The following is a 23521-nucleotide window of genomic DNA, read 5'->3' on the forward strand; positions in this document are numbered from 1 at the left end:
GGATTTTCAGCTCCGGAGTGATCCAACCACCTTGTAGATCATTTCGTTAGGAGTTCTAAGTCCACTCTGCCCGATTTATCACTATCGAATTCATCGTCGAACCCTCTTGCGCCCCCTCGAAACAGCCGGGTACCGTCATTTCCGCGGCCCCACCCGTCTCGGAAGAAACCATTCTTCGACGTTTTTGGTAGAGGTGTGCCGCCATTCTCCTTTGTGCTCGACGGCGGTATCACAAGCAGCGGCGCGCAGGATTCCTTGCGTTCCCCGCCCGTCCCTCGTTCTCGTGATTCTCGCTGCCTCGGAACATCCTGTTCGAATTAGTCAGTAGTTTCCCCGGAAGTGGCGTGTGCACCGCCGCAACCGCCGTCACCGCAACCGCGTCCGTTTGATCAACCGCGTGGGTTGCCACCCGCATGACGTTCACCCCCAGGCACATCACCTCGGATCGGAGTCCAGTGCATCCCGAACTGACCCCCGTGATCAAGACTGTGGTCGAGCAGTCCTCACGCGTCCTTCAGACGTACGCGGTCGACCCCGGTCTCATTCCGGAGCACGCGAACGGAGAAAGGCGGATCACCCAGGGGGGATACGGTGACCGGCAGCTCTTCGAGCTCGTGCAGAACGCCGCGGACGAGATCGCTGCCGATCCCGGTGGTCGCACTCACGTCGTCCTGACGGACACCCATCTCTACTGCGCGAACGAAGGAACGCCGGTCACCCCGGAAGGGGCCGAGACCATTCTCCGGATGAGCATGTCGCGGAAACGCGGTGGCCAGATCGGGCGCTTCGGGGTCGGCGTGAAGTCCGTACTCGTGGTGACCGACGCCCCGGAGTTCTTCAGCCGGACCGGAGCCTTCGGGTTCGACCGAGAGTGGGCCCGTACCCAGATTCGTTCCGTTCCCGAGGTCCGAGCCCGTCTCGGGGAGGAGTTCGAGGCCCCGGTACTGCGCATGGCACGCCCGCTGGACGTGGCCGCGGAGCGAGCTGTCGACCGCGTGCTCGACGAACTCCTGGACTGGGCGACCACGGTCGTGCGCCTGCCGTTGCTCGACGGCGCCGCCGACCGACTCGGCCAGGACATGCACGGCGGACAGTCGTCCGGTGGTCGAGAGGAGTTCCCGGTCGGGTTCCAGCTCTTCTCGCCGCACGTGGCCAAGGTGATCCTCGAGGATCGACGTCCGCGCCCCGTCGTACGACGCACGCTCACCGTCGAGCGGGAGCGTGAACGGCACGTCGTCCATGAGGAGCGCACCGGCAGGACCCCTTCGGCCGGCCGGTGGCGCGTGTTCACCCTCACGCACGAGCCGACCGCCGAGGCCCGGTCCAGCGCGGGTGAGCTGCACGACCGCGTCTCCCTCGACCTCTCGTGGGCCGTGCAGGAGTACGAGAAGGATGCCGCCGGGCTCCTGTCGTCTCCCCGGGGGCGGGGCCGGTTCTGGTCGTTCTTCCCGACCAAGTACGAGATGACGTTGAGCGGTGTCCTCAACGGGGCCTGGAAGACCAACGAGGACCGGCAGAATCTGCTGGACTCCTCACCCTTCAACCAGGAAATGATTCGGATCGCCGCCCGGCTGGTGGTCGAGTCGCTGCCGAAGCTGGCCCCCACGGAGGATCCGGCCGCGTACCTCGCTCTGCTCCCCGGGCGCCCGCGTGAGTCGGAGACCGTCAGTTGGGCGGACCGCTACCTCACCGAGCAGATCTGGGAAGCCACGGCCCACCGTCCGTCGCTGCCCGACCAGGACGGCATACTGCGGGTCCCTCGTGACCTGAGGATCCACCCGTCGCTCGGGAAGGACAATCAGTCGCTGCTCCGTTGGCTGAACCTGTGGAACTCGTACTCCGGCCGCCCCGCCGACTGGATCCACCCCTCCGCGGAGGCCAACACGTTGCGCTCCGGCAAGATGGAGCACGTCCTCAAGGCGGCCAGGCGTGAACGCGCCTCGGTGCGCGAGTGGTTGGAGGCCCTGGTCGCCGATGGCAGTGCCGGCGCGTCGGCGACGGCCGTCCGCATCGTCGCCGACATGGTTCAGTCGTCGTCTCCGTACGCTGTCGAGGCCCGGACCGCACGGATCGTGCTGACCGAGGAGCACGGCATGGTCGCGCCGGTGGTCGGCAAGGTGTTCCGACGCACCGACCAGGACGGTCTGCGTGAGTCCCTCGTGTATGTCGACACGGCTCTGTCCGAGGACCCGTCGCTCACGAGTGCCCTCACCGCTCTCGGCATCCGGGACGCCGACGTGCGGGGGCGCTTCGTCAGCGTCCTGGACCAGGGCTTCGCGTCGTACGGCCCCCAGGAATGGACCCGGTTCTGGGAACTCTTCCACCAGGCCGGCAGCAGCCAGCTCTCGCACGAGGTGATCCGGCGTGTGGCCGACCCGTCGGTGACGCCGCACGTGCGCACGGCTGCCGGCAGCTACCGGGCGATCCGCGACTGCATGCTGCCCGGTGCCGTCGTGACACCGGAGTCGGATCCCGCGATCACCGTGGACACCCGGTTCCACTCCGACGACATGGCCTTCTTCCGCGAGGTAGGACTGCGCGACCGCCCCGCGGGAGGCCACCGCCCCGAGGGCGAGCCGTGGTTCGAGGAGTATCGCGAATCCCTGCACAAGGCCTACTGCGGGACTCTGCCCAACCAGGCGTCCCGCCCCACTCTCGCCCGCATCAAGTTGGAGGGTGCCGCGGTGGGCGGCCCCCTGCACCTGCTGCCCGAGCTGTCGGACGAGGCACGGGCCAAGTTCCTCGGAGCACTGCCCGAGGAGGCTCTCGTCGACAACTGGACCCTCCAGGTCGGCGCCCAGGTCGCTACCCGTCGGGCGGTGGCCTCCCCGATGCGTTGGATGCTCAAGCAGCACGGTCGTGTCGCGACGTCGCAGGGCATCCGCCCGCTGCACGAGGCGGTCGGCCCCCAGCTCGTCGCCTACAGTGACGTACTGCCCGTCGCGACGATCAGCGCCGAGAAGGCACGCAAGCTCCGCCTCGCCACGAACGTCGAGGAAGTGCCCGACTCGTTCTGGAGCCGACTCCTCGACAAGCTCCAGCACAGCGAGGACGACGCGTTCGTCGGCAACACGTACGTGCTGCTGACCCGTCTCGAGGTCCCCTTCCCCGACGACTCGCTCACCAGGTGCCGCATCGGCGACGAATGGGGCACACGACCGGACGGCGAGATCGCCGTCGCCGCTTCACAGAGCGAGTACCGAGAGCTGCGCTCCGAAGGACTGCCGGCCCTGCTGACCGCGTCGTCGGATGACGCGGCACTGCTGGTGAAGCAGTGGGGGATGCTCCCGTACGCCGATGTGATCAGCCGCGAGACCCGACACGAGCCCGCGGGCGAGTCGATGCCGCTCGGCGAGGTCTACCCCACCCTGCGACAGCTTCACGGCTCGAAGGTGGAGCAGTACTCGCTGCAGCGCTGCAAGGTCCTCGAAGAGGTGAAGCGCACCCCGAACGGCATGCACCCCACGACGCTGAACAGCAGCCTCCAGGGTTCCACGGTCCTCGTGCTGGAACCCGCCGACGCCCTCGAAGCCCTGATGGCCGTCGACCGGGAGCTGCGTTGGCGCATGGGTGCCGCCGGTTGCAGGCAGGTCCTCGCGGCCCAGCAGCGTCAGGAAGAGGACCAGAAGGTCAAGAGCACGCTGAAGGCCGTGCGACAGGCGGACGACGTAGTGGACAAACTGCGGCTGCTGCTGGGGCCGGAGACGCTGCGGGACCGCCTTCCGGCAGGCCTGATGGACGGAGAACGTGCGGAGAACGGCGACGTCGAGCCCGACGGACGGCGCGTCGCGCAGATGGCGGTCAACGCGCACGGGGACAGCGTTCTGCAGGTGCATGCCCGCGACCTGCAGAGCCGTTACCCCAGCCATGCCCCGGCGTCCTTCACGGGTGCGTCCAGCGCCGTGGCCTTCGTGGCGGAGTACGGCTTCCCGGACGCCTACGCGGGCTTTCGTACGCCGTCCTTGGACCCACGCATCGACGTGGACGGACCCCGCCACTTCCCTCGCCTGCACGACTACCAGGAACGGCTGGCCGCCAACGTCTTCGCGATGCTGGACCGGATGGTCCCGCAGCGCGGCATGCTGTCCCTGCCGACCGGTGCGGGCAAGACGCGGGTCACGGCCGAGGCCGTGATCCGGTGGGTGAAGCAGGTGGGTCGTCTCGACGGGCCCATCCTCTGGATCGCCCAGACCGAGGAGCTGTGCGAACAGGCCGTGCAGAGCTGGAAGTTCGTCTGGGAGAAGGTCGGCGCCGAGACGCCGCTGGCGATCAACCGACTGTGGTCCTCGAACGAGGCCGGCCCGGTCACCGACCGCCCGCAACTGGTCGTCGCCACGGACGCGAAGCTCCAGCAGCCCAACTGTCTCGCCGCCGACGCATACGCGTGGTTGCGGAGCGCCGCCCTGGTGATCGTCGATGAGGCCCACACCGCGATCACCCCTCGGTACACCGACATCCTGGCACACCTCGGTCTGACGGCCGCCCGCACCGATCGTCACCTGCTGGGGCTGACGGCCACGCCGTTCCGCAACACCAACCAGGACGAGACCCGCCGCCTGATCAACCGCTTCGGAGGCCGGCGTCTGGACGACGGAATCTTCCCCGACGGCGACGCGTACGCCGAACTGCAGAGGCTGGGCATGCTCGCGCAGGTCGAACACCGGCTGCTGCAGGGCGGCACGATCACCCTGACCAGTGAGGAGAAGGAGCGGGCCGAACAGCTCAGCATTCTGTCCAGGGCGGCCGAACAGCGTCTGGCCGACGACCACGACCGCAACACCCGCATCATCGCCGAGATCGCGGACATGCCGAAGGACTGGCCGGTGCTGGTCTTCGCCACCTCCGTCGACCACGCCAAGTACCTGGCCGCCAGGCTCCGCGACCTGAGAATCACCGCCTCCGCCGTCGACTCGACCACGTCGCCCAGCGACCGTCGTCGACGCGTCGACGACTTCCGGGCGGGCCGGATCCGCGTTCTGACCAACTACGGGGTCCTGACTCAGGGGTTCGACGCCCCCTCCACCCGGGCCGTCGTCGTCGCCCGCCCTGTCTACAGCCCCAACGTCTACCAGCAGATGATCGGGCGCGGTCTGCGAGGACGACTCAACGGCGGCGAGGAGACCTGCCTGATCCTCAACGTCCGCGACAACATCCAGAACTTCGACACAGCCCTCGCCTTCACCCAGTTCGAGCACCTGTGGAGCAGCAAGTGACCGACCCCTACGGCGACAGCCCTCCGCTCACCGACGAGCAGCGGGCCGTGGTCGACCTCCCCTGGGACACCCGCCTGCTGGTCACGGCGGGAGCGGGCTCCGGCAAGACCCACACGGTCGTCCGGCGCCTCGATGCCCTGATGGGGCACGACGATCCGGGGGAGGCCCTGGAGGCGGGCGAGATCCTCGTCCTGAGCTTTTCCCGCGCGGCGGTCCGTGAGCTGCGGGACCGCATCTCACGCCACGGCGACCGAGCTCGCAGGGTGCGCGTCCAGACCTTCGACTCCTGGGCGTACCAACTGCTCACTCGTGCCCACCCCGACGAGGAATGGGTCGCGCGGAGTTTCGACGAACGCATCCGCGCGGCCACGGACGCCATCGAGAAGGGCGCGGTGGAGGCCGGCGAGGCGGGCGCCCCCTCGCACGTGGTGATCGACGAGGCGCAGGACCTGGTGGGCGACCGCCGGGACCTGGTGGAGACGCTGCTCGACCGTTTCCAGCGTTCGTGCGGGTTCACCGTCGTCGGCGACTCGGCCCAGGGCATCTACGGCTTTCAGATCGCCGACCCGAAGGAGCGGGCCGGGGAGACCGACCGCTTCTTCGCATGGCTGCGCATGTCGTACGACGATCTCGTCGAACTCGGTCTGACCCACAACTTCCGGGCGACGACCGCGGAAGCGCGGACGGCGCTCGTCGTCGGCTCCCGGTTGCAGAGCATGGGTGGTTCCGGGAACGGCGGGCAGGCCACGGCCACGACGCTCCATTCCGAGCTTCGCGACCGACTTCTCGACCTGCCCGACCTGGGCGACCTGGGCGGGGGTTTCGCACTGGAGACCCTGCGGGCGTATCCCGAGAGCTGCGCGATCCTGACGCGCGACAACCGCGAGGCTCTCGCCGTCTCGGAACTCTTGTACGAGCACGGGATAGAGCACACGTTGAAACGCTCGTTGCGGGACAGACCCGTCCCGTACTGGGTCGCCGAGCTGCTTCGCCGGGCGGAGTCCCTGACTCTCACCGAGTCCCGCTTCCTGGAGTTGCTCACGGAGATTCCGTTGCCTCCTGCCTCGGATCCCGATCGTTGTTGGCGGTCGCTGCGTGCCGCGACCCGACGGACCGGACGCGGCCTCGTCGACGTAGCCGCCGTACGGCGTCTGGTCGCCGAGGGACGCTTCCCCGACGAGCTGGGCGACCCGGAGACGGCTCGGTTGACCGTCTCGACGGTCCACCGGGCGAAGGGGCTCGAGTACGACCGTGTGCTGCTGCTCTCTCCGCTCCCCGTCGCCGAGCTGCAGCGGGTCCACCCGGACCTCGACGTGTCCGCCGAGGCGCGGGCTCTCTACGTGGCGATGACACGGACCCGTGAAGACATGTACCACTTGACCGGTCCCGACATCTCCCGCGTACGGCGCCACCGTCCCACCGGTCGCTGGTATCTGGGTGGCTGGAGAAAGTACGAGCGCTACGGCATCCAAGCGCTGCCCGGCGACACGCACCGTGAGACACCGCCTGTCCCGCACGACGCGGACACGTCCGCCGCCGAGACTCAGAGCTACCTGTTGGAACACGTCCGACCCGGCGACGCGGTGACGTTTCGAAGGCGTCATCCGTTCCCCGCGGGGCCCGACCAGAGCCCGCCGTACGACCTGGTTCACCGCGATCGAATCGTCGGGGAGGCATCCGAACGTTTCCGTCGGGACCTCCACGCCGTGGAGATGGTCTCGCGTTCCTGGGACGTCACCTGGCCCGCCGAAATTCTCGGCCTGCGGGTGGACACGCTGGAGACGGTCGCGGGCAGTTCGGCAGCGGGGGCCAACGCCGGACTCGGCGGCCACGGTGTGTGGATAGCCCCTCGCGTCACCGGAATCGGAAGGTATCGACGCGGTGAACGCGCCGCAGGGGAGGAGCAAGGATGACGAACGAAGAGGGCCGGCACGCCGAGCACTACCGGGTCCGCGCGGAACTGGTGGCCGGGTTGCGCCGCGAGCTTCTCGGACCCGACGTGAGGGCTGGGGACGACCCGGCCGAGGTCCTCACCCAGGACGCCCCGATCACGCGCTATCCGATCGGTGTGCTCTATCCGAGAGCCGCCGGGCAGGAGGCTCATCTGCGGGTACGGGAGGACGCCGCCGAGCAGGAAGGGCTGGACGAGACGCCGCTGCTCAGCAAGGACGACAAGGAGGAAGCAGAAGGACTCGGCCGACCGCCCGCCTCGGCCGACCGACGCCCCTCCACGATGGGGCTCACTTTCGCCGTGGCGCCCGAGACCAGCCGCGAGATCGTGGTCTCCGCGCGAGCCGCCGTGTACGACCCCGTGGACGTCGATGGTCGTCCCGTGTCCGCACGGCGCGCGGAGGCACGGTCCACAAGCGATCAGCGTGAGCACTGGCGGCGCAGGGAACTGGAACTGCCGGACACGACCGTCGACATCACGACGCCCGGAGTGCTCGACCCTGCTCCCGCACTCGCCGACGGCGTGGAACTCCACGTTCTCGTCCGGCCGGTCGATGTGAGGTCCGGCACCGTCACCGTCACCGTCACACTGATCAACAAGCACACGGTGGGCGAGCGGGAGCTCCAGGACGCGTTCGCCCTCTTTCAGCCCGGTCTCCGGGTTCGGGCGAGCAACGGCGGCTCCGCCTTCGTCGAACGTCCCGCCAAGGCTTCCGCCGTCGATCCCGAGCTGGCCACGAGTCGCCTGCTGTACCGTCACGCTCCCACCTTCGCGGTGGGGCACGGCTGCGCCGCCGACTGGGACTGGACACCACCGCAGATCGGTCTGACCGACATAGAGCGTGCGGGTGTCGCAGAGGTCCGCTCCGAGTTCGTGCCCACGCACGAGGTGCTGTTGACCGACTCCAATCCGGAGATCGACAAGCTCTGCGGCTCCGCACTCGGCATGCTCGGTCTCGCCGATGCCCCGGAGGCCGATGTGCTCAACGCCTTGCAGGGGTTGAGCCGTGGTTACGAGCAGTGGATCGAGGCCAAGGCGTCGGAGGCCGCGGCCCTCGCCGGGACCACGCACGAGACGGCCGCGCTCGCCCAGCTCGACTCCTGCCGTCAGGCTCTCGGTCGGATGCGTGAGGGTATCCGGGTCCTGGCGGACAAGCCCGAGGTCATGGAGGCCTTCAAGCTGGCCAACCGGGCCATGGCGGAGCAGCGGGCACGCAGTGCCTGGGTGAAGGGCGGCCGTGAGGGCACGCCCGACATGGCCGAGCAGCGCTGGCGTCCGTTCCAGATCGCCTTCATCCTCCTGTGTCTGTCCGGCATCGAGGACCCCAACCACGCCGATCGCCGGGTCTCGGACCTGCTGTGGTTCCCCACCGGTGGCGGCAAGACCGAGGCATATCTCGGTCTGATCGCCTTCACCACGTTTCTGCGCCGGTTGCGCAGGAAGACCGAAGGCGGTGGCGTGACCGTTCTCATGCGCTACACACTGCGCCTGCTCACCCTGCAGCAGTTCGAACGGGCCACGATCCTCATCTGCGCCATGGAGAAGATGCGGCTGGCCGATCTCGACCGTCTGGGTGGCGAAGCCATCTCGATCGGCATGTGGGTCGGCAAATCGGCGACGCCGAACGACCTGAAGACGGCAGCCGGGAGACTGGACAGGCTGCGCGGAGGGCAGACCCTGCAGACCGAGAATCCCGTGCAGCTCCATACCTGCCCCTGGTGCGGCACGGCCATGGACGCCCACGACTACACGGTGGACGAGGACGACGCACGCATGGACGTGTGCTGTCCGAACGTCGACTGCGACTTCGCCTCCGGCCTCCCGGTGCACCTGGTGGACCAAACCGTCTACAAGGCCCGTCCGACGCTCGTCATCGCGACCGTCGACAAGTTCGCCTCCATGCCGTGGCGCAAGGAGACCGCCGCACTGTTCAACCGGGACCGCGACGAAGACCCGACTCCGCCTCCCGAGCTGATCGTCCAGGACGAGCTGCACCTGATCTCGGGCCCACTCGGCACGCTGACCGGGCTGTACGAGACAGCCGTCGACGCCCTCGCCGACCAGCCGAAGGTGATCGCCTCGACGGCGACGATTCGTCGCGCCGCCGACCAGGGACACAACCTCTTCGACCGGGACGTGTGTCAGTTCCCGCCGGCCGGCCTGGACGCCCGCGACTCCTGGTTCGCGGTGGAGACCGACCCCGCGAAGAAGGCCAGCCGCCGCTATGTGGGCCTGCTCGCTCCGGGTACCAGCCAGTCGACGCTTCTCATCCGTACCTACGCCGCTCTGCTGCACCAGGCCATGCGCGCGGAGACGAGCGACCGGGTCCGGGACGCGTACTGGACCCTGGTCGGCTACTTCAACAGTCTCCGCCTGCTGTCGGCCGCCGAACTCCAGGTGAACGACGACGTCGAGGACTACCTGCGTCTTCTCGCCGAGCGTGACGGCACCGAGGTACGCCCGTCCAACCGCTACTCGGAGCTGACCAGCCGGGTGGACGCGAGTCTGATTCCCGCTCGGCTCAAGGAGATCGAGAAGCGTCACCCGAGTCCGGACGTGCGTGACGTCCTGCTGGCCACGAACATGATCGCCGTCGGCGTCGACATCGACCGCCTCGGACTGATGGCGGTCATGGGGCAGCCCCAGACCACGGCCGAGTACATCCAGGCCACCAGCCGTGTGGGGCGTGCCCATCCGGGGCTCGTCGCCGTGATGCTCAACAGCATGCGTCCTCGTGACCGCTCGCACTACGAGGGCTTCCTGCACTTCCACTCCGCGCTGTACCGCGAGGTGGAGTCGACGTCGGTCACGCCTTTCTCAGTCCGGTCCCGCGACCGGGGACTGCACGCCGTGGTCGTGGCCCTGGCCCGCATCCTCATTCCCGAGGCCCGCGAGAACGACGCGGCCGGTCGGATCGACTCGTACGTGGACCGGCTGAAGTCGGAGATCAAGCCCCTGCTGACGAGTCGGGTCTCCGGAATCGACGAGGACGAGCTGCCGGACACTTCCGACGCGTTCGACGAGTTCGTCGAACAGTGGCAGGAGAAGGCGAGCGCGTACGGCGGGCTGCTGTACGAACCCCGTCGTGGCAACCCCGCTCCCGCCCTTCTCAAGTCGTACGACGACGAGTCCGAGGACAACGCCTGGCCCACCATGTGGAGCCTGCGCGACGTCGACGCCGAGTCCGCTCTCTTCCTGGAGGCTTCCCGATGACCCCACCCCCCGCGCGACGCCGTCGTCGCGCCGCCGGCGACTCGGCCGCCCCACGCCTCGCTCTTCCCCGTCGTGGGTCCGTTCGCCGATCCCAGATGATCACCACGTACGGCGTGGGGGCGCTCATCGCGGTCGACAACGAGTCGTTCGTCGTCTCCGGCATCGACGACGCCCACCAGAGCTGGACCCTGGACGAGGCACCGATCATCCAGGAGCATCGTCTGGCCCACCTGTTGGGTGTAAGGCATTTCCGACTGCCCCCCGCGTCCGACGACACGAGCAAGGACGGTGTGCGCGTCCGCCGGTTTCCGCTGTGGCACTCGTGCCCGTCGTGTCAGTCCCTTCAGCACGTACGCGGCTTCAACCCGCCTCCCGGGAAGAACGTGTGCACGGACTGCGACGACGAGCCGCTCGTCCCGTCCCGATTCGTCATGGCCTGCGAGGACGGTCATCTCGACGACTTCCCCTACTGGAAGTGGCTGCACCGCAAGAACCGGGAGGAGGGGGCGACCGGGCGCTGCGGTGGCCGGATGAGCATGCGTTTCTCCGGGCAGAGCGCCTCGCTGCGCTCCGTCCTCGTCTCCTGTACGTGCGGTGTGCCGGAAGTGTCCATGGAAGGCGCCTTCCGCCGCTCGGCCCTGACGGACCTCGGGGTGCGCTGCGAGGGCAGACGGCCGTGGCTCAAGGACGCGCCCGCCGAGTTCTGCACGCAGACGCCGCGCACACTCCAGCGCGGTTCGTCGTCGGTCTGGCAACCGGTGCTGAAGTCGGCCCTCTCCATCCCCCCGTGGAGCGACGGCCTGGCCGCCAAGCTCTCGAAGCACTGGGACAACCTGCGTGTGTACTCGTCCCGCGCGGAGATCGAGATCTACCTCAAGGGCGCGTTCCCGGGCGACCAGTCCGTCTCGGTCGACGCCGTCATGAATCTGTTGGCAGCCGAGCAGGAGGAGGATTCCGCGCAGGAGGCGGAGTCGGACGCGGCTGCGGTGAGCCGCTACCAGGCGTTGCGCCGCCAGGAGTACGAGCGGCTCTGCGCGGGCAACGCGCTGCGGGACAAGGGGCGCGAGGAGCAGTTCGTCTGTGAGCCTCCGGTCTCGGACGCCGCGGCTCTCGCACCCTTCGGCGTCGGCAGGCCGATGCTGGTCAAGCGTCTGCGCGAGGTGCGGGCGCTCAAGGCCTTCACCCGCATCGCGGATCCCGAGGCCAGTGTGGAGGGCCACGAGGCGCCCTTGTCTTTGACGCCGACCGACTGGCTCCCGGCGATGGAGGTGCACGGCGAAGGGGTTTTCGTACGCCTCGACGAGGAGCGACTGGGCGCTTGGGCCGACTCGGAGGCGGTCGCTGAGCGAGTGGAGCAGATGCGCACCTATCACGACCGAGTGTTGCGGGAACGGGCCGGCGCTCTCGAGGAGGCTCCCACCTCGCCCGCGACGCCCCGCATGGTGCTGCTGCACACGCTGTCGCACATACTCATCAACGAGTGGAGTCTGGAAGCCGGATACCCGGCGGCTTCGCTCCGCGAGCGCCTCTATGCCGACGACACCATGGCCGGGTCCCTGATCTACACGGCGACCAGCGACTCCGCGGGAAGCCTCGGCGGTCTGGTCGCACAGGGCGAGCCCCGGCGACTGGTCGACACTCTGGGTTCCGCCCTGCGTCGTGCCCAGTGGTGCTCTGCCGACCCTCTGTGCATGGAGACGGAGACAGGTGGTGCGAACGGCATCAACCGTGCGGCCTGCCACGCGTGCGTCCTGCTGCCCGAGACCAGCTGCGAGCACGGCAACGGCCTGCTCGACCGGGCACTGCTGGTGGGCACGCCCGAGAATCCCGATCTGGGGTTCTTCGCTCACGCGCTCGTGCTCTGACACGGCTCAGTCCCAGGAGGTCCGGTGCGCTTCGGTCTCGAAGCGCACTTGGGCACGGTCCAGCACTTCGTCCGCGTCGCGGCCGTGCGCAGCGAGCCAGTGAAGAAGATCGGTGATGATGTGGATCGCCGCTTCCTCGCCCCTCAGCGCACCCACCAGTCCGACACTCCGTCCTACCTGCTCCTCTCCCACGACTCCGTAGAGACCACGCATCGCCTCGGTGCGAGTCACCCGGTGGCTGCCGTCGGGTACCCCCGATGAGGTCGGCCCTGTGGCGATCTCGCACCAGGTCACCTTGCCGTCACCGAGGAGGCTGACACCCCAGCGCTCGGTGACGGCCGCGACGAGCGCCATGCCTCGGCCGCCCTCCGCCTCGACATCGGCGGCGACGAGCGTCGGCAACGCCCGTGAGTCGGGGTCGCGTACCTCGATGCGCAGGAAGGTGCCGTTCATCCCTACGGACAGGGTGGTCGGGGTCCCCACCCCGACATGGGCGACGACGTTGGCCACCAGCTCGCTCACGCAGAGTTGGGCATCGTCCACGAGGCGTCGGAGCCCCCAGGTGTCCAGGTGCGTCCGCACTTCGTGTCTCAGGGCGGCTACTTCCTCTTCCCGGGCAGTGAATTCGACGACGTACGGCAAGCGCACCAAGTGCGTGTTCGTGGCCACTTCGGGACCCTTCGTCGCTACCGGTCTTCCCCGCCAGCATGGCCGGCACAAATCCCGTCGTGCAATATGCACGCAGAGAATCCCACCATCGGGTGATTGTCGTTCGAAGCCCTTGGCACGGACACTGAACCCCACTCACCAAGAGGGAGGTTCACGTGGCCGGGTCACCAACGGCACGTCGCCGACGGCTCTCCATCGAGCTGAAGAAGCTCCGGGAGAAGAACTCACTGACGTGCGCCCAGGTGGGGGCGGCGTTGGACTGGAGCGGTTCCAAGGTGAACCGCATGGAGACCGGCAGCGGCAGGGTCCAACCGTCCGACGTGGACGTTCTGTGCCGCTTCTACGAGACCACGGAAGAACTGCGCGAGTTCCTCAAGTCGCTGGCCCGACAGGCCAAGACACGCAGTTGGTGGCAGATCCACGGCTCGGGCGTGCCCGAATGGTTCTCCATCTACATCGGCCTCGAACAGGACGCCTCCACGCTGCGCCAGTACCAGTGCGAGGTGCTGCCCGGGCTACTGCAGACGGAGCCGTACGCCCGCGAACTTCACACGTCCGGCTCCTACATGCCGCCCGAGGACATCGACCGTGCGGTGCGAGTACGTCTGGAACGGCAGTCGATGATCAGCGCACCCGATGCTCCCGACTGCTGGTTCGTCGTGAGCGAAGGAGCGGTACGCAGGGTCATAGGCGATCGCGAACTGATGCGAGCCCAACTGGAGCACGTGTTGGACGCGGTACAACACCCGAGCGTGACGCTCCAAGTACTGCCGTTCGACGCCGGCACCTGCCCGACCACGGGCCCGTTCACCGTGCTGGGCTTCCCGGACCCGGAGGACCCGGACGTCGTGTACCGGGACGGCATCACGGACGCGATGTATCTGGAGGGCGAGCCTCACATCCGGGAGTACAACCGGGCCTTCGACGAGTTGCGGGCGGCAGCGCTGAGCCCGCGACGCACGATGCAGCTGATCAACAGCGTGATGAAGGAGTCGACACGGTGAACACCGACAAAGACCATCTCGGTGACGCAGGGCCGTTGCTCACTTGGATCCGGTCGTCCCACAGCAATGGCGCGGGAGGCGAATGCGTCGAGTGCGCCGCCGAGGGCGATCGGATACTCGTGCGCGACACGAAGATCGGCGGGGCACTCGTGGCATCCGTCGGCGCTACCGCTTGGCAGGCCTTCACTCGCGCGGTGCGAGCAAGGTCTGCGCCCGGCACGGACCTGTAGGACACTCCAGGTAGCACAGAGGAGACCGAGGAGCAGATGATCGTGAGCGCACAGTACGTGGAGGCCGGTGTTCCCGCTCCGTTGCCACTGAGGACCATTGGCGACATAAGGGCTGCCCTGTTGGCCGGTCACGGGTTCCCCGGCGACAAGGATGCCTTCGAAACGGATCTCCAGCGCGCACTGGAAGGTTCCTCGGAGGCCGACCTGACGAGCGTGGCCGCTGTGATCGTGGATTACCGGGGCCGCATCCGTCTGTACCAGGACCCCGACTTCGACATCGCCGTCCAGGAGGGCATCGACCTCACGATGCGTCTGAAGCGGGAGGCTCGGGGCGAGTGAGCGATGTAATCGCTGTCGTGACCGCTCGAGCGGCACGACTGGCAAAGGCCTTGGGCGCGGAGCAGTCGCTGGAGGAATTGAGGAGGGAACTCGAGCTGATGCCCCGGCTCGGAGTACTGCTCGGCCCCCACCGACAGGACGGCTTGGAGGTGCGCAAGACGCGGATTGAGGCCACCAGCGGCGCACCAGGACTCGCTGTGGCGTACGTGTACACGCCTGCCCCGCCTCCACCGACAGTCGCGATCACGTCGATCACGCCCGATGACGGAGTCCTCGAGTAGCTCCGCATCCACCGGCCACCCGCGCTCCGGGAAGCCTCAGGCCTGGCCGCTGTCGTCCTGCCCGTCGACGATCTTCAGGTCGGCGCGCTTCCTGTCATACGGATCAGGCGCGTCGGCCGGAATGCTCTGCACCGCCTGCCCCTGCGCCGCACCGTTGCCGTTGAAGACGAAGTCTGGACGGATGCGCCAGTTGCGACCGTCAGGGTAGATGAAACCCTGAGAGGCGAGCTGCTTGAGGCCGCGCGAGACGGACGCCTGCGACATACCCACCTGCTCGGCGAACTTCGTCTGGCTCTCCACCAGGACCAAGCCGTGGTCCTTGCGGTTCTGGAGGGCGCACATCTTGTGGAACAGCTTGTACGCGCTGACGCTGAGGTTCGCGTCGGCGAGAGCGTTGTGTGCCGCGTATCCCATCGTGGTGAATCCTCCTCCCCTGAACCAGAGGCCGTGCGCGGCTGAGGCCGCCGAGTGGACGGTGAAGTCGTTCACCTCGCCCGTCCGCTTGTTCACGGTCTCGATCCGGGTCACTCGCCGGGCCGCACGCACAGAGTACTCCCAAGGGTGAATGAAAGACGTGCAGCGCTGACTGATCCGTTGCAGCGCTGTCGGGATGCGATTCAGCACTGAATAGTCTATGCCATCCATACAGGCCCATCCATACAGATCTGAATGACATTATCCTGACCTGAATAGGCGACTTCGCATTTGCCCAGGTCAGCAGCCCGGCCTCGGTCGTGCGTCTTAAACAGGTAAGGCGCCCGCCGGCCCAGCCGCCCCTCAGCCCTCGTTGGCGAACGTCGAGCCCCATCACCCGCCGTCGGGGGTGCCCAGTGTCGTCGAAGGGGCGTGGCTGAGCCCCGAGGTGGCTGACGGAGGCACACGTGACGGCAGACCGTCCGGCTCTCCCACCGTCGTGGCGGGCTTTCGTCGGCTGAGGTCTCCGGGGCCGTAGATGTCGAGCTCAGGCGTTCCGCGGGCTGCGCCCAGCCGAGGCCGGCCAACCGCCGCTTGTGCTCGACTTCGCACAGCGGGTTCCCGTCTTCCTCCTGAGTGATGAGGGCCTGGCACCCGGGCTCGCAGGGCCGTTCGGCACGATGTCATGTAATCACCGGGCTCGCAGACCGGCCCGATATCCTGGCTCCATGATCCGCGCAGTGGTCTTCGACGTCGGTGAGTGTCTCGTGGACGAGTCCAGGGAGTACGGAACGTGGGCGGACTGGCTTGGGATCCCGCGGCACACCTTCCACGCGATGTTCGGTGCCGTGATCGCTCAGGGCCGCGACTACCGTGAGGTCTTCCAGGAGTTCAGGCCCGGGTTCGACCTCTACGCGGAGCGCGAGAAGAGAGCTGCTGCCGGGCAGCCCGAGAGCTTCGGCGAAGGGGATCTTTACGAAGACGTCCGAGCATCCCTGCGACGGCTGCGGACCGAGGGGCTGTGGCTCGGCATCGCCGGGAACCAGACGGTCCGCGCCGGTCGAATCCTCCGCGAGCTCTTCTCGTCCGATGTCGATCTGATCGGCACCTCCGACGACTGGGGGGCCAGTAAACCCGACCTCGAGTTCTTCAAGCGGGTCGCGGAGGCGGTTCCATTCGAGGTCGGCGAGATCCTGTATGTGGGTGATCGCTGCGACAACGACATCCGGCCGGCCGACGAGGCCGGGATGAGGACCGCGCTCGTCCGTCGTGGGCCTTGGGCCACCATCCAGTGGGAGAGCGCAGCGGCCCGGGAACTGCCGACCTTCCGTATCGAGGGCCTGACCGAACTCGACGGCTTGATCCGTCAGTTCAACGACTCAGCACACTGACCGTCGTCGACCAGTCGTAGAGTCGGTCGTCCAGGTCGCGGACGCACCGCTCGTTCTGGTGAGCAGTCAGCGCGCGTCGCACGTCTCGCACTCGGTCCATGCCGGTCGCGTACCAGGTGAGGGCCAGTTGGTCGAGGGCCTGTCCGGCGTGCGAGCAAGCTTCTTCCGAGTTCCCGGACGCGGCTTCGACAGCTGCCAGATCGCCGTAGATGACGCTACGTTGCTTCTCCTCCCCGGGCGCCATGGCTTCCAGCGCCTCCAGCAAGGTCGTACGAGCCTGCGGAAGGTGTCCGGCAAGGAGTTGGGTATTGCCCTTGAAGGCAGCGAGTCTGGCCGGGGAGAACCAGTCCATCCACTCCGGTGACGAGTGGGCATTGCCGTCCTTCAGAACATCCTCGGCGTGGCCGATCAAGCGGAGGGCCGTGCGGGTGTCCCCACACCGGGTCTCGCACTCCGCCTCCACGGCGTCCAACCAGGCCAGGAACTCCGCCGATGCGTGGGTGCGCCGGGCGTAGGTGCGTGCGGCGGTCATACGCTCACGTGCCGCGTCACGGTCTCCAACCCAGCCGGGAATGAAGGCCATGTGCGCGATGACCGCCGATCCGAGCAGGGGCGCATCGGCCTCGCCCGCCGCTTGCAGCGCCAGGAGCAGCGTCTCGTGAGCCAGGCCGGGCTCGCGCAGGTCGAAGAACTCGATCCGACCCGCCAGGAGGTACGTCTCCCCCAACGCTGCGGCGATCACGCTCCGGCTGGGCTCCGCAGCATCCCGGAGCAGGGCGCAGCCCAAAGTGGCGTGAGCTTCGACGGCGGGGTGCAGGTCGGCCGGTGCGACCGACCAGTAAAGCCGCCGGTGAGACCTGGTCACCGCCTGGAAGTCCGCCCCGACGGTTGCCAGGTGGGACACTGCTGTCCTCCGGCCTGTAACACCCGTACTTCGTCGGGTAGCTGCCGCTCCCGGTACTGGCGCACTCTGCCCGGGGCCGTAGCTCGGTCCGTCGGAGCCCCACGGCGGGGTGAACCCGAGTGCCTCCAGGCTCTGGCCCAGCAACTGCACCAAGACGCGCTGGCAATCCGGCTGCGGCCACGGCGGATTGTCGGACTCCCAGCGCCGGACCTGCCGTACTCCGATGGACAGCCCACGGATACCCATGCGCTTCGCATGGCCCGAAAGGGCGTCGGCCAGGTCCTGCTGCGAGTTGAACCCGGCGGCCACGCGTGCCGCTTTGAGACGGACGTTTCCCGTCGGCCTGGTCACGGGCACCTCCTGAAGGTTCGAGTGGTTCAAGCCTCCCACGGGGAGTCCGCTGCACAGCCTTCTCTCGCTCTCCGGTTGGCCTACACGTCCGCTCCACGTCCTTTCGAAGGCCTTCAGAAGCCCTATGTTCAATCCGCCTACTCGTGGACTCTGAGAGACGTACCCCGTCGTGAAGAAGCGCAGGAGGCGTCAGTGTTCACGCAGGAGGCTCTGGACAGAGCCGTTTCCGAGTGGCTGGCCCGCAGTGGTCCCAGTCCGGAGCAGGCTCGGCAGGAGTGGGCGACCCACGGTGTCGCGCTCCTCCCCCTCGGGAGCCGCTTCGCGGCTGTGCGCCTGCCCGCACGCGTCGTTCACGCGGCGGTGCGCTCCGAGGACCGCGATCGGGTCGCCGTGTCTCTGGGCAAGTCGCTCGGAGGCTCGATCATCTACGACCGACGAGTGGCGGGTGGCACGTACTACGCACTGATCCAGGGCCATGCCGCTCTCGTGTGGCCGTACGACGACATCGCGACCTGTCTCGGCCACGGCACCTATCTCGGCGTTCCCCGGATCGACCGGCAGCAGCCACCCGGCACGTACTGGGTGGTTCCGCCTCGGTACGAAGGCGATCTGTGTGCTCCTCGTGCGATCACGGCGCTGGTACGGGATGGACAGACGCAACTGGCCGAGCGAACCGAACAGGTCGGCGATCTCGCTACCCCTTCCTGTGCGAAAGGGAGTGGACAGATGACTCACATGACGGCACAGGCCCCCTGGGCCCTGCGCCTGGTCACCAACCGGGTCCCTGTCTCCCCAGCCCCTTACTCATCCGTCACCCTGGACCCGGCCACCCAGACCGCCCGCTACACCGACGCCGCCGACCATGTGGTCGAGATGGGCAAGCACGGGACCTCGCGGACGAGCGGTACGGCGTCCGTGTCGGGCGGCGGGGACGGGCAGCAGCCCCAGCCCCAGTCGCAGGACGACACGACGACCGACTACGAGTCGGACTGACCGATGGCTCACACCGTTCTGGTGGTCACCGCCCTGGAGGATGTGACCGCTGACTGGGTCATCGCGGCGCTGAACGAGCGCGGGGTGCCCGTGGTGAGGGTGGACCCCGCCGACGTCGGGCCACGGCTGGCCTTCGGGTTCCGCCTCGGTGTCGACGAGCCCGCCTGGAGCGGGCCGCTGCGCACCGGGAGCCGGGACGTGGATCTCGGAGAGATCGGCGCCGTCTACCATCGGCGTCCCACTCCCTACGGCGCTGGATTCGCACAGTTGCCGTCTCAGCAGCGGGCTTTCGCCGCAGCGGAGGCGAGGCATGGCCTCGGCGGCGTCCTTCACGATCTGTGTTCCGCTCGGTACGTCAACCACCCGGCGGCTGTGGCCCGTGCGGAGTTCAAGCCGGGCCAACTCCGGAGGTTCGTGGATCTGGGGTTACGGATCCCTACGACCCTGGTCACCAACGATGTGGTGGCGGCTCGGGAGTTCGCCGAAACTCATGCGCCCGTCGTCTGCAAGTCCTTCCGGGGGTTGCCGACCGGTGAGGACGGCCGTGCCGGGGCGATCTGGACCCAGCGCGTCCACTCCGACGACTTCGACGACTCGCTCTCGGTGACGGCGCATCTGTTCCAGGCCGAGGTTCCGAAGGTCGGTGACGTACGGATCACCGTGGTCGGCGGACGTGTCTTCGCCCAGCGGACTACCGCACCGAGCGGGACTCTCGACTGGCGGTGCGGTGACTGGAACGACCTCTCCCACGCTCCCGTCGTCGTCCCTTCAGCCGTCGAAACCGCCCTGCACCGCTACCTGGCCGCCTCCGACCTGGTCTTCGGGTGCTTCGACTTCGCGCTCACCGGTGACGGGTCTTCTCCGGAGGATTGGTGGGCCATCGAGTGCAACCCGAACGGGCAGTGGGGCTGGCTCCCGGACGCGCCCGCGATCACCGAGGCCTTCGCCGACATTCTGAGCACGGAAGGAATCGGCAGCTCATGACTCTGCCCAGGGACCTCGACAACAACGCGGCGGCACTGCGGGCGGCCATGGTGAAGACCCTCACCGATGCCGGTGCCGGGCTCCATCTCCACCCGGCCTGGCTCGCCGCTGCGGCGAAGGTGCCCCGCCACCTCTTCGTACCTGGCTTCTACCTCCCCTCCGACGAATCCGACGGCACCGGGCTGACGCTCTGGGAGCCGGTGACGTCACGGCTCGACTACGGGCGTTGGCTCGCCACCGCGTACTCGGACGCCACGCTGATCACGCAGTTCGACGGCGAGGAGACCGACTGGGAGCGGCCGGCCTCCCGGCGCGGAGGAGCGCCGACGTCGTCGTCGACGCTGCCCTCGCTCGTGCTGCGCATGTGGTCGGACGCGGATGTAGGCGAGGGGCACACGGTCCTGGAGGTCGGGACGGGGACCGGGTACTCGACGGCGCTCGCCTGTGAACGGCTGGGCTCGTCCCACGTGGCCAGCGTCGAGGTCGACGCCGTGAGGCTGGGAGGGGCGGCCGACGCCCTGTACGGCTGCGGCTACACGCCGACGCTCGCCCGGGCCGACGGGATGTACGGGTACTGGCCCGAGGCCTGGTTCGACCGGATCGTGGCCGCCTGTTCCTTCCGGTCCGTGCCGTCCGCCCTGCTGCGGCAGACCCGTCCCGGCGGGAAGGTCCTGCTCCCCCTGTCGGGGTGGCTCTACGGCAACGCCCGCGTCCTGCTCACCGTCGCCGGGGACGGGACCGCCGAGGGCCCCCTGCTGCCCGGCACCATCTCCTTCATGCCCGCCCGAGCCCATGCGGCACCGGCGTACGGGAATCCCTCGGACTGGGCCGCTGGGCTGCACGAGGAGCGGTCCCGGGCCGCGCGGCACGCACCGGAGCGGCTCACGGCTGCCACCGAGGAGGCGTTCCATCTGCGGTTCCTCGCCCAGAGTGCCGTACCCGACGCACAGATGGTCACCGTTGACGGGGTGCTCCACCTCATCGACGTGGTCTCCGGGTCCGCCACGACGCTCACTCCCGAGGGTGGTGCATGGAGTGTCCGGGAAGGGGGCCCGCTGAAGTTGTGGAGCCTGATCGAGCAGGTCATCGACGGCTTCGAGGCAGCGGGGCGTCCGGGCCCGGAGACGTACACCCTGCGGGTGGACGGTGAGGGGCAACGGCTGCTGCACGCCCGGATGCCGCAGCTGCGGCTGCGGCTGCGGCTGCCCCACGGGTACCGGTGAAATCGACCAACCCGCATGTCCCGAAGCGCAATACCGGGACGAGGACTGGGACACCCCGCCCAACTTCATATTGTGCGCCTACAACACACGGAGGGGTCGAGTGGCATCCACGAGCCCAGACAACTCACCCACCCTCGCTCTGGTCGGCGGGTACGCGGGGTCCGGCAAGTCGGAGGCCGCCAAGCTACTGGCCGCGGCGACGGGCTGGGCGATGCTCGACAAGGACACGATCAGCTCCACGTCGGCTCACGTCCCGGCATACGGATCAGGAGTGCCGACGGGAACGCTCTGCGCGGCTGCCGCCTGCATACCGCCGCGGCGTGCGCGGCACCGCGCTGGTCCCTCAGTTCGACGGCGAGGCGACCGACCGGGAGCAGGCGGCCGTCCGGTGACGTACGGCAGAGATCATTTGACGACAGGCCTTCCAGGCCCCACCACCGAACCCGCCCGGCGCGTGGTGATCTCTCTCGTGCAGTACAGCGCCACGGCCGACACGCTCACGGCGGAAGGGACCCAGTGCGGCGAGATGTACTGGACCCACAAGTGGCCTGAGACCGCGCCGGCTACCGACCCGAGGTTGACACCGACGAGCAAGTAGCCGATTCCGCGGGTTCCGCGTCCCGTCCGGGAGGTGAGGGACGCGGCCACGACCAGCAGGCTTCCCAATATGAGCGTTGACACCACGCCCTCGGTCAGCCAGTAGTCCCAGTTGGTCCTGCCCGTGGAAGCGTCGTCGACAATGGCGATCACGGTCACCACGGCATAGGGGCAGAAGACGGCCGTCGGCAGGAGAAACCGGATCGGCGAAGCCAGGCGTGCCCGCCAGTGGGGTCGCGTCCGCACGGCAAGCCATACGGTCAGCCCTCCGGTGGCGGCGGCGACTACCCCGGCGCCGCTGGCCACGTCGCGACCGTCCTCGACTTCGTCAAGGTTGACCGTGGTCACCGTGGCCGCCACCAGCACGACAAGGAACCAGACGGCCACCGCGATCCAGGGTCCCGCCGCCTCCGCCTTCTTGGGAGTCGAGCGGGTTTCGGACGACGACGGAGTTTCCGGCAGTCGTTCAGTGACCGTCGGCTCGTGCTCGGGCGCGTCCGCGAGCTCGCGCAGGGCTCGGGCGACGTCGGCTGCGCTCCCGTACCTCTCGGCGGGGTCCTTGCGCAACAGCTTGAGCAGCAGGGCATCCCACGCTTGCGGCACATCCGCGGCCACGGAACTCGGCACGGGTGGCTCCTGGCTCAGGTGCGCCGTGAGGTAGCCGACGCTGTCCGGGGCCTGGAACGGCAGTCTGCCGGTGACCAGTTCGAAGAGCAGGCAACCGAGCGCGTACAGATCGCTTCTCGTTTCCGGGTAGCCCCGTGCCTGTTCCGGCGCCATGTACGGGGGCGTGCCCACGATGAAGCCGGTCTGGGTGAGTCGGTCCCCGGTCGCGTAGGGATCGGCAGCACGTGCGACACCGAAGTCGAGTACTTTCACCGTCCCGTCGGGCCTGACGAGGACATTGGACGGTTTGATGTCCCGGTGCATGATCCCGTGAGCATGGGCGTCACCCAACGCCTCGCAGATCTGAGCACCCCACAGGGCAGCCTCAGCCAGCTTGACGTTGCCTTCGCGGAGCTTGGCATCGAGCCCTTCGCCGCGCACCAGCTCCATGACCAGAAAGGGCACGGTGCCTCTCTGGGTGTCGCTTTGCCCGAGGTCGTGAACGGTCACAACGTGCGGATGCTGCAGCCGTGCGGTGATCCGCGCTTCACGCAGAAAGCGAGCGCGAGCCTCGTCCCCACGGCTTCCGCCGCCGGCGAGGAGGGAGATCACCTTGACGGCCACCTGCCGGTCCAGCGTCTCGTCCCTCGCTTCCCAGACCTCGCCCATGCCGCCCTCACCGAGACGCTGGACCAATCGGTACCGGGCCCCCAGAAGCTCGCCCTCCATTCGCCCTCCCCGTCATAGAGCCACCTGTGCGTCTGCGCTCCAAGCTCTTCGATCATGGCACTCGACGCTGAGAGTCGCTCCAACATCTCTGATTTGCAAAGGCGTTGCCAGGCCCCCCGGCGCAGTGACCATCTTCTTCATGCCCGCCCGGGCCCACGCGGCTCCGCCGTACGGAGCGGCTCACGGCTGCTACCGAGGGTGCTTTCCACCTGCGGTTCCTCGCCCGGAGTGCTGTATCTGACGCACATGGTCACCGCCGCCGGGGTGCTCCAGCAGGTCATCGACGCCTTCGACGCGGCGGCAACGGCTGCCGCACGCACACGGGCGCCATCCCGCGCTCAAGGGGCCTGGAGGATCGGCACCTCGACGTCGTAGATCAGCGCGTAGACGATGTCCCGGGCCTGGCGCAGGTCGTAGCCCGTCGCGTCCACGATCACCTTGAGCGCCCGGATGGTGTCGCCACCCAGCATGAACATGCGCGCGTCGGCCTGCGTCTCGGCCGGAACCGGCAGGGCGCGGGCTCGGCGGGGATCCACGCTCCGCGGGATCCTCGGCAGCCCGCCC

Annotated in this window: 17 protein-coding genes; 12 read left to right on the forward strand and 5 right to left on the reverse strand. The window is 68.1% G+C overall.

The genetic code is table 11. The features are described 5' to 3' along the window. Positions 1–413 precede the first annotated feature (413 nt). The 4 genes from BJ961_RS31200 to drmB are packed head-to-tail and all read left to right on the forward strand — an operon-like array spanning position 414 to position 12242. A complete protein-coding gene (locus BJ961_RS31200; RefSeq protein WP_271416117.1) occupies positions 414–5213 on the forward strand; it encodes a sacsin N-terminal ATP-binding-like domain-containing protein in 4800 nt (1599 codons plus the stop codon). Then, positions 5210–7126, forward strand: a complete 1917-nt coding sequence (locus BJ961_RS31205; RefSeq protein ID WP_271416118.1) for a UvrD-helicase domain-containing protein — start codon at positions 5210–5212, stop codon at positions 7124–7126. The genes BJ961_RS31200 and BJ961_RS31205 overlap by 4 nt, the downstream gene beginning before the upstream one ends. Next, a complete protein-coding gene (locus BJ961_RS31210; RefSeq protein WP_271416119.1) occupies positions 7123–10377 on the forward strand; it encodes a helicase-related protein in 3255 nt (1084 codons plus the stop codon). Before BJ961_RS31205 ends, BJ961_RS31210 begins: the two co-directional genes overlap by 4 nt. Next, positions 10374–12242, forward strand: a complete 1869-nt coding sequence (drmB, locus tag BJ961_RS31215) for a DUF1998 domain-containing protein (protein WP_271416120.1) — start codon at positions 10374–10376, stop codon at positions 12240–12242. Before BJ961_RS31210 ends, drmB begins: the two co-directional genes overlap by 4 nt. Before the next feature lie 6 nt (positions 12243–12248). Here drmB and BJ961_RS31220 read toward each other — a convergent pair whose 3' ends face one another. Beyond that, on the reverse strand, positions 12249–12911 hold the full coding sequence (locus BJ961_RS31220) for an ATP-binding protein (protein WP_271416121.1): 663 nt from the start codon (positions 12909–12911) through the stop codon (positions 12249–12251). A 155-nt stretch (positions 12912–13066) separates the two neighbouring features. Between BJ961_RS31220 and BJ961_RS31225 the strand changes: the two genes are divergently transcribed. Genes BJ961_RS31225 through BJ961_RS31240 form a run of 4 tightly spaced genes read left to right on the forward strand, consistent with a single transcriptional unit; the run spans position 13067 to position 14765 of the window. Further along, positions 13067–13915 (forward strand): helix-turn-helix domain-containing protein, encoded by an 849-nt coding sequence (locus BJ961_RS31225; protein ID WP_271416122.1) that lies wholly within the window; start codon positions 13067–13069, stop codon positions 13913–13915. Next, a complete protein-coding gene (locus BJ961_RS31230; protein ID WP_271416123.1) occupies positions 13912–14145 on the forward strand; it encodes a DUF397 domain-containing protein in 234 nt (77 codons plus the stop codon). Before BJ961_RS31225 ends, BJ961_RS31230 begins: the two co-directional genes overlap by 4 nt. Before the next feature lie 42 nt (positions 14146–14187). Further along, positions 14188–14484 (forward strand): hypothetical protein, encoded by a 297-nt coding sequence (locus BJ961_RS31235; protein WP_271416124.1) that lies wholly within the window; start codon positions 14188–14190, stop codon positions 14482–14484. Next, on the forward strand, positions 14481–14765 hold the full coding sequence (locus BJ961_RS31240) for a hypothetical protein (RefSeq protein WP_271416125.1): 285 nt from the start codon (positions 14481–14483) through the stop codon (positions 14763–14765). The genes BJ961_RS31235 and BJ961_RS31240 overlap by 4 nt, the downstream gene beginning before the upstream one ends. Positions 14766–14801: 36 nt before the next feature. Here the strand turns inward: BJ961_RS31240 and BJ961_RS31245 are convergent, their stop codons facing one another. Continuing rightward, positions 14802–15389: a cyclic nucleotide-binding domain-containing protein gene (locus BJ961_RS31245; protein ID WP_271416126.1), complete on the reverse strand. Its 588-nt coding sequence runs from the start codon at positions 15387–15389 to the stop codon at positions 14802–14804. A gap of 518 nt (positions 15390–15907) precedes the next feature. On the opposite strand from BJ961_RS31245, the gene BJ961_RS31250 reads away from it, so the two are divergent. Next, entirely contained in the window at positions 15908–16570 is a 663-nt protein-coding gene (locus BJ961_RS31250) for an HAD family hydrolase (protein ID WP_271416127.1), read from the forward strand. Here BJ961_RS31250 and BJ961_RS31255 read toward each other — a convergent pair. Continuing rightward, on the reverse strand, positions 16551–17825 hold the full coding sequence (locus tag BJ961_RS31255) for a transcriptional regulator (RefSeq protein WP_271416128.1): 1275 nt from the start codon (positions 17823–17825) through the stop codon (positions 16551–16553). The genes BJ961_RS31250 and BJ961_RS31255 overlap by 20 nt on opposite strands. Positions 17826–18017: 192 nt before the next feature. Between BJ961_RS31255 and BJ961_RS31260 the strand changes: the two genes are divergently transcribed. Genes BJ961_RS31260 through tgmC form a run of 3 tightly spaced genes read left to right on the forward strand, consistent with a single transcriptional unit; the run spans position 18018 to position 21025 of the window. Continuing rightward, positions 18018–18818 carry a putative ATP-grasp-modified RiPP gene (locus BJ961_RS31260; RefSeq protein WP_271416129.1) on the forward strand — a complete coding sequence of 267 codons (801 nt, stop codon included), beginning with the start codon at positions 18018–18020 and terminating at the stop codon, positions 18816–18818. 3 nt (positions 18819–18821) lie between these two features. Further along, complete coding sequence (gene tgmB, locus BJ961_RS31265; RefSeq protein ID WP_271416130.1) at positions 18822–19802, forward strand: ATP-grasp ribosomal peptide maturase; 981 nt, start codon at positions 18822–18824, stop codon at positions 19800–19802. Continuing rightward, positions 19799–21025 carry an ATP-grasp peptide maturase system methyltransferase gene (tgmC, locus tag BJ961_RS31270; RefSeq protein ID WP_271416131.1) on the forward strand — a complete coding sequence of 409 codons (1227 nt, stop codon included), beginning with the start codon at positions 19799–19801 and terminating at the stop codon, positions 21023–21025. The genes tgmB and tgmC overlap by 4 nt, the downstream gene beginning before the upstream one ends. 405 nt (positions 21026–21430) lie before the next feature. Here the strand turns inward: tgmC and BJ961_RS31275 are convergent, their stop codons facing one another. Both BJ961_RS31275 and BJ961_RS31280 read right to left on the reverse strand, forming a co-directional pair. After that, on the reverse strand, positions 21431–22957 hold the full coding sequence (locus BJ961_RS31275; protein ID WP_271416132.1) for a serine/threonine-protein kinase: 1527 nt from the start codon (positions 22955–22957) through the stop codon (positions 21431–21433). 338 nt (positions 22958–23295) lie between these two features. After that, positions 23296–23493: a hypothetical protein gene (locus BJ961_RS31280; protein WP_271416133.1), complete on the reverse strand. Its 198-nt coding sequence runs from the start codon at positions 23491–23493 to the stop codon at positions 23296–23298. Between the last annotated feature and the right edge of the window lie 28 nt (positions 23494–23521).

The sequence above is a fragment of the Streptomyces lienomycini genome (assembly GCF_027947595.1).
GTDB lineage: Bacteria > Actinomycetota > Actinomycetes > Streptomycetales > Streptomycetaceae > Streptomyces > Streptomyces lienomycini.

Excerpts from the sequence above, each read along its gene's own strand:
- BJ961_RS31250 (WP_271416127.1), top strand. The coding sequence starts at position 15,908 with ATGATCCGCGCAGTGGTCTTCGACGTCGGTGAGTGTCTCGTGGACGAG.
- BJ961_RS31275 (WP_271416132.1), bottom strand. The coding sequence starts at position 22,957 with ATGGAGGGCGAGCTTCTGGGGGCCCGGTACCGATTGGTCCAGCGTCTC.
- tgmC (WP_271416131.1), top strand. The coding sequence starts at position 19,799 with ATGACTCTGCCCAGGGACCTCGACAACAACGCGGCGGCACTGCGGGCG.
- tgmB (WP_271416130.1), top strand. The coding sequence starts at position 18,822 with ATGGCTCACACCGTTCTGGTGGTCACCGCCCTGGAGGATGTGACCGCT.
- BJ961_RS31200 (WP_271416117.1), top strand. The coding sequence starts at position 414 with ATGACGTTCACCCCCAGGCACATCACCTCGGATCGGAGTCCAGTGCAT.
- BJ961_RS31210 (WP_271416119.1), top strand. The coding sequence starts at position 7,123 with ATGACGAACGAAGAGGGCCGGCACGCCGAGCACTACCGGGTCCGCGCG.
- drmB (WP_271416120.1), top strand. The coding sequence starts at position 10,374 with ATGACCCCACCCCCCGCGCGACGCCGTCGTCGCGCCGCCGGCGACTCG.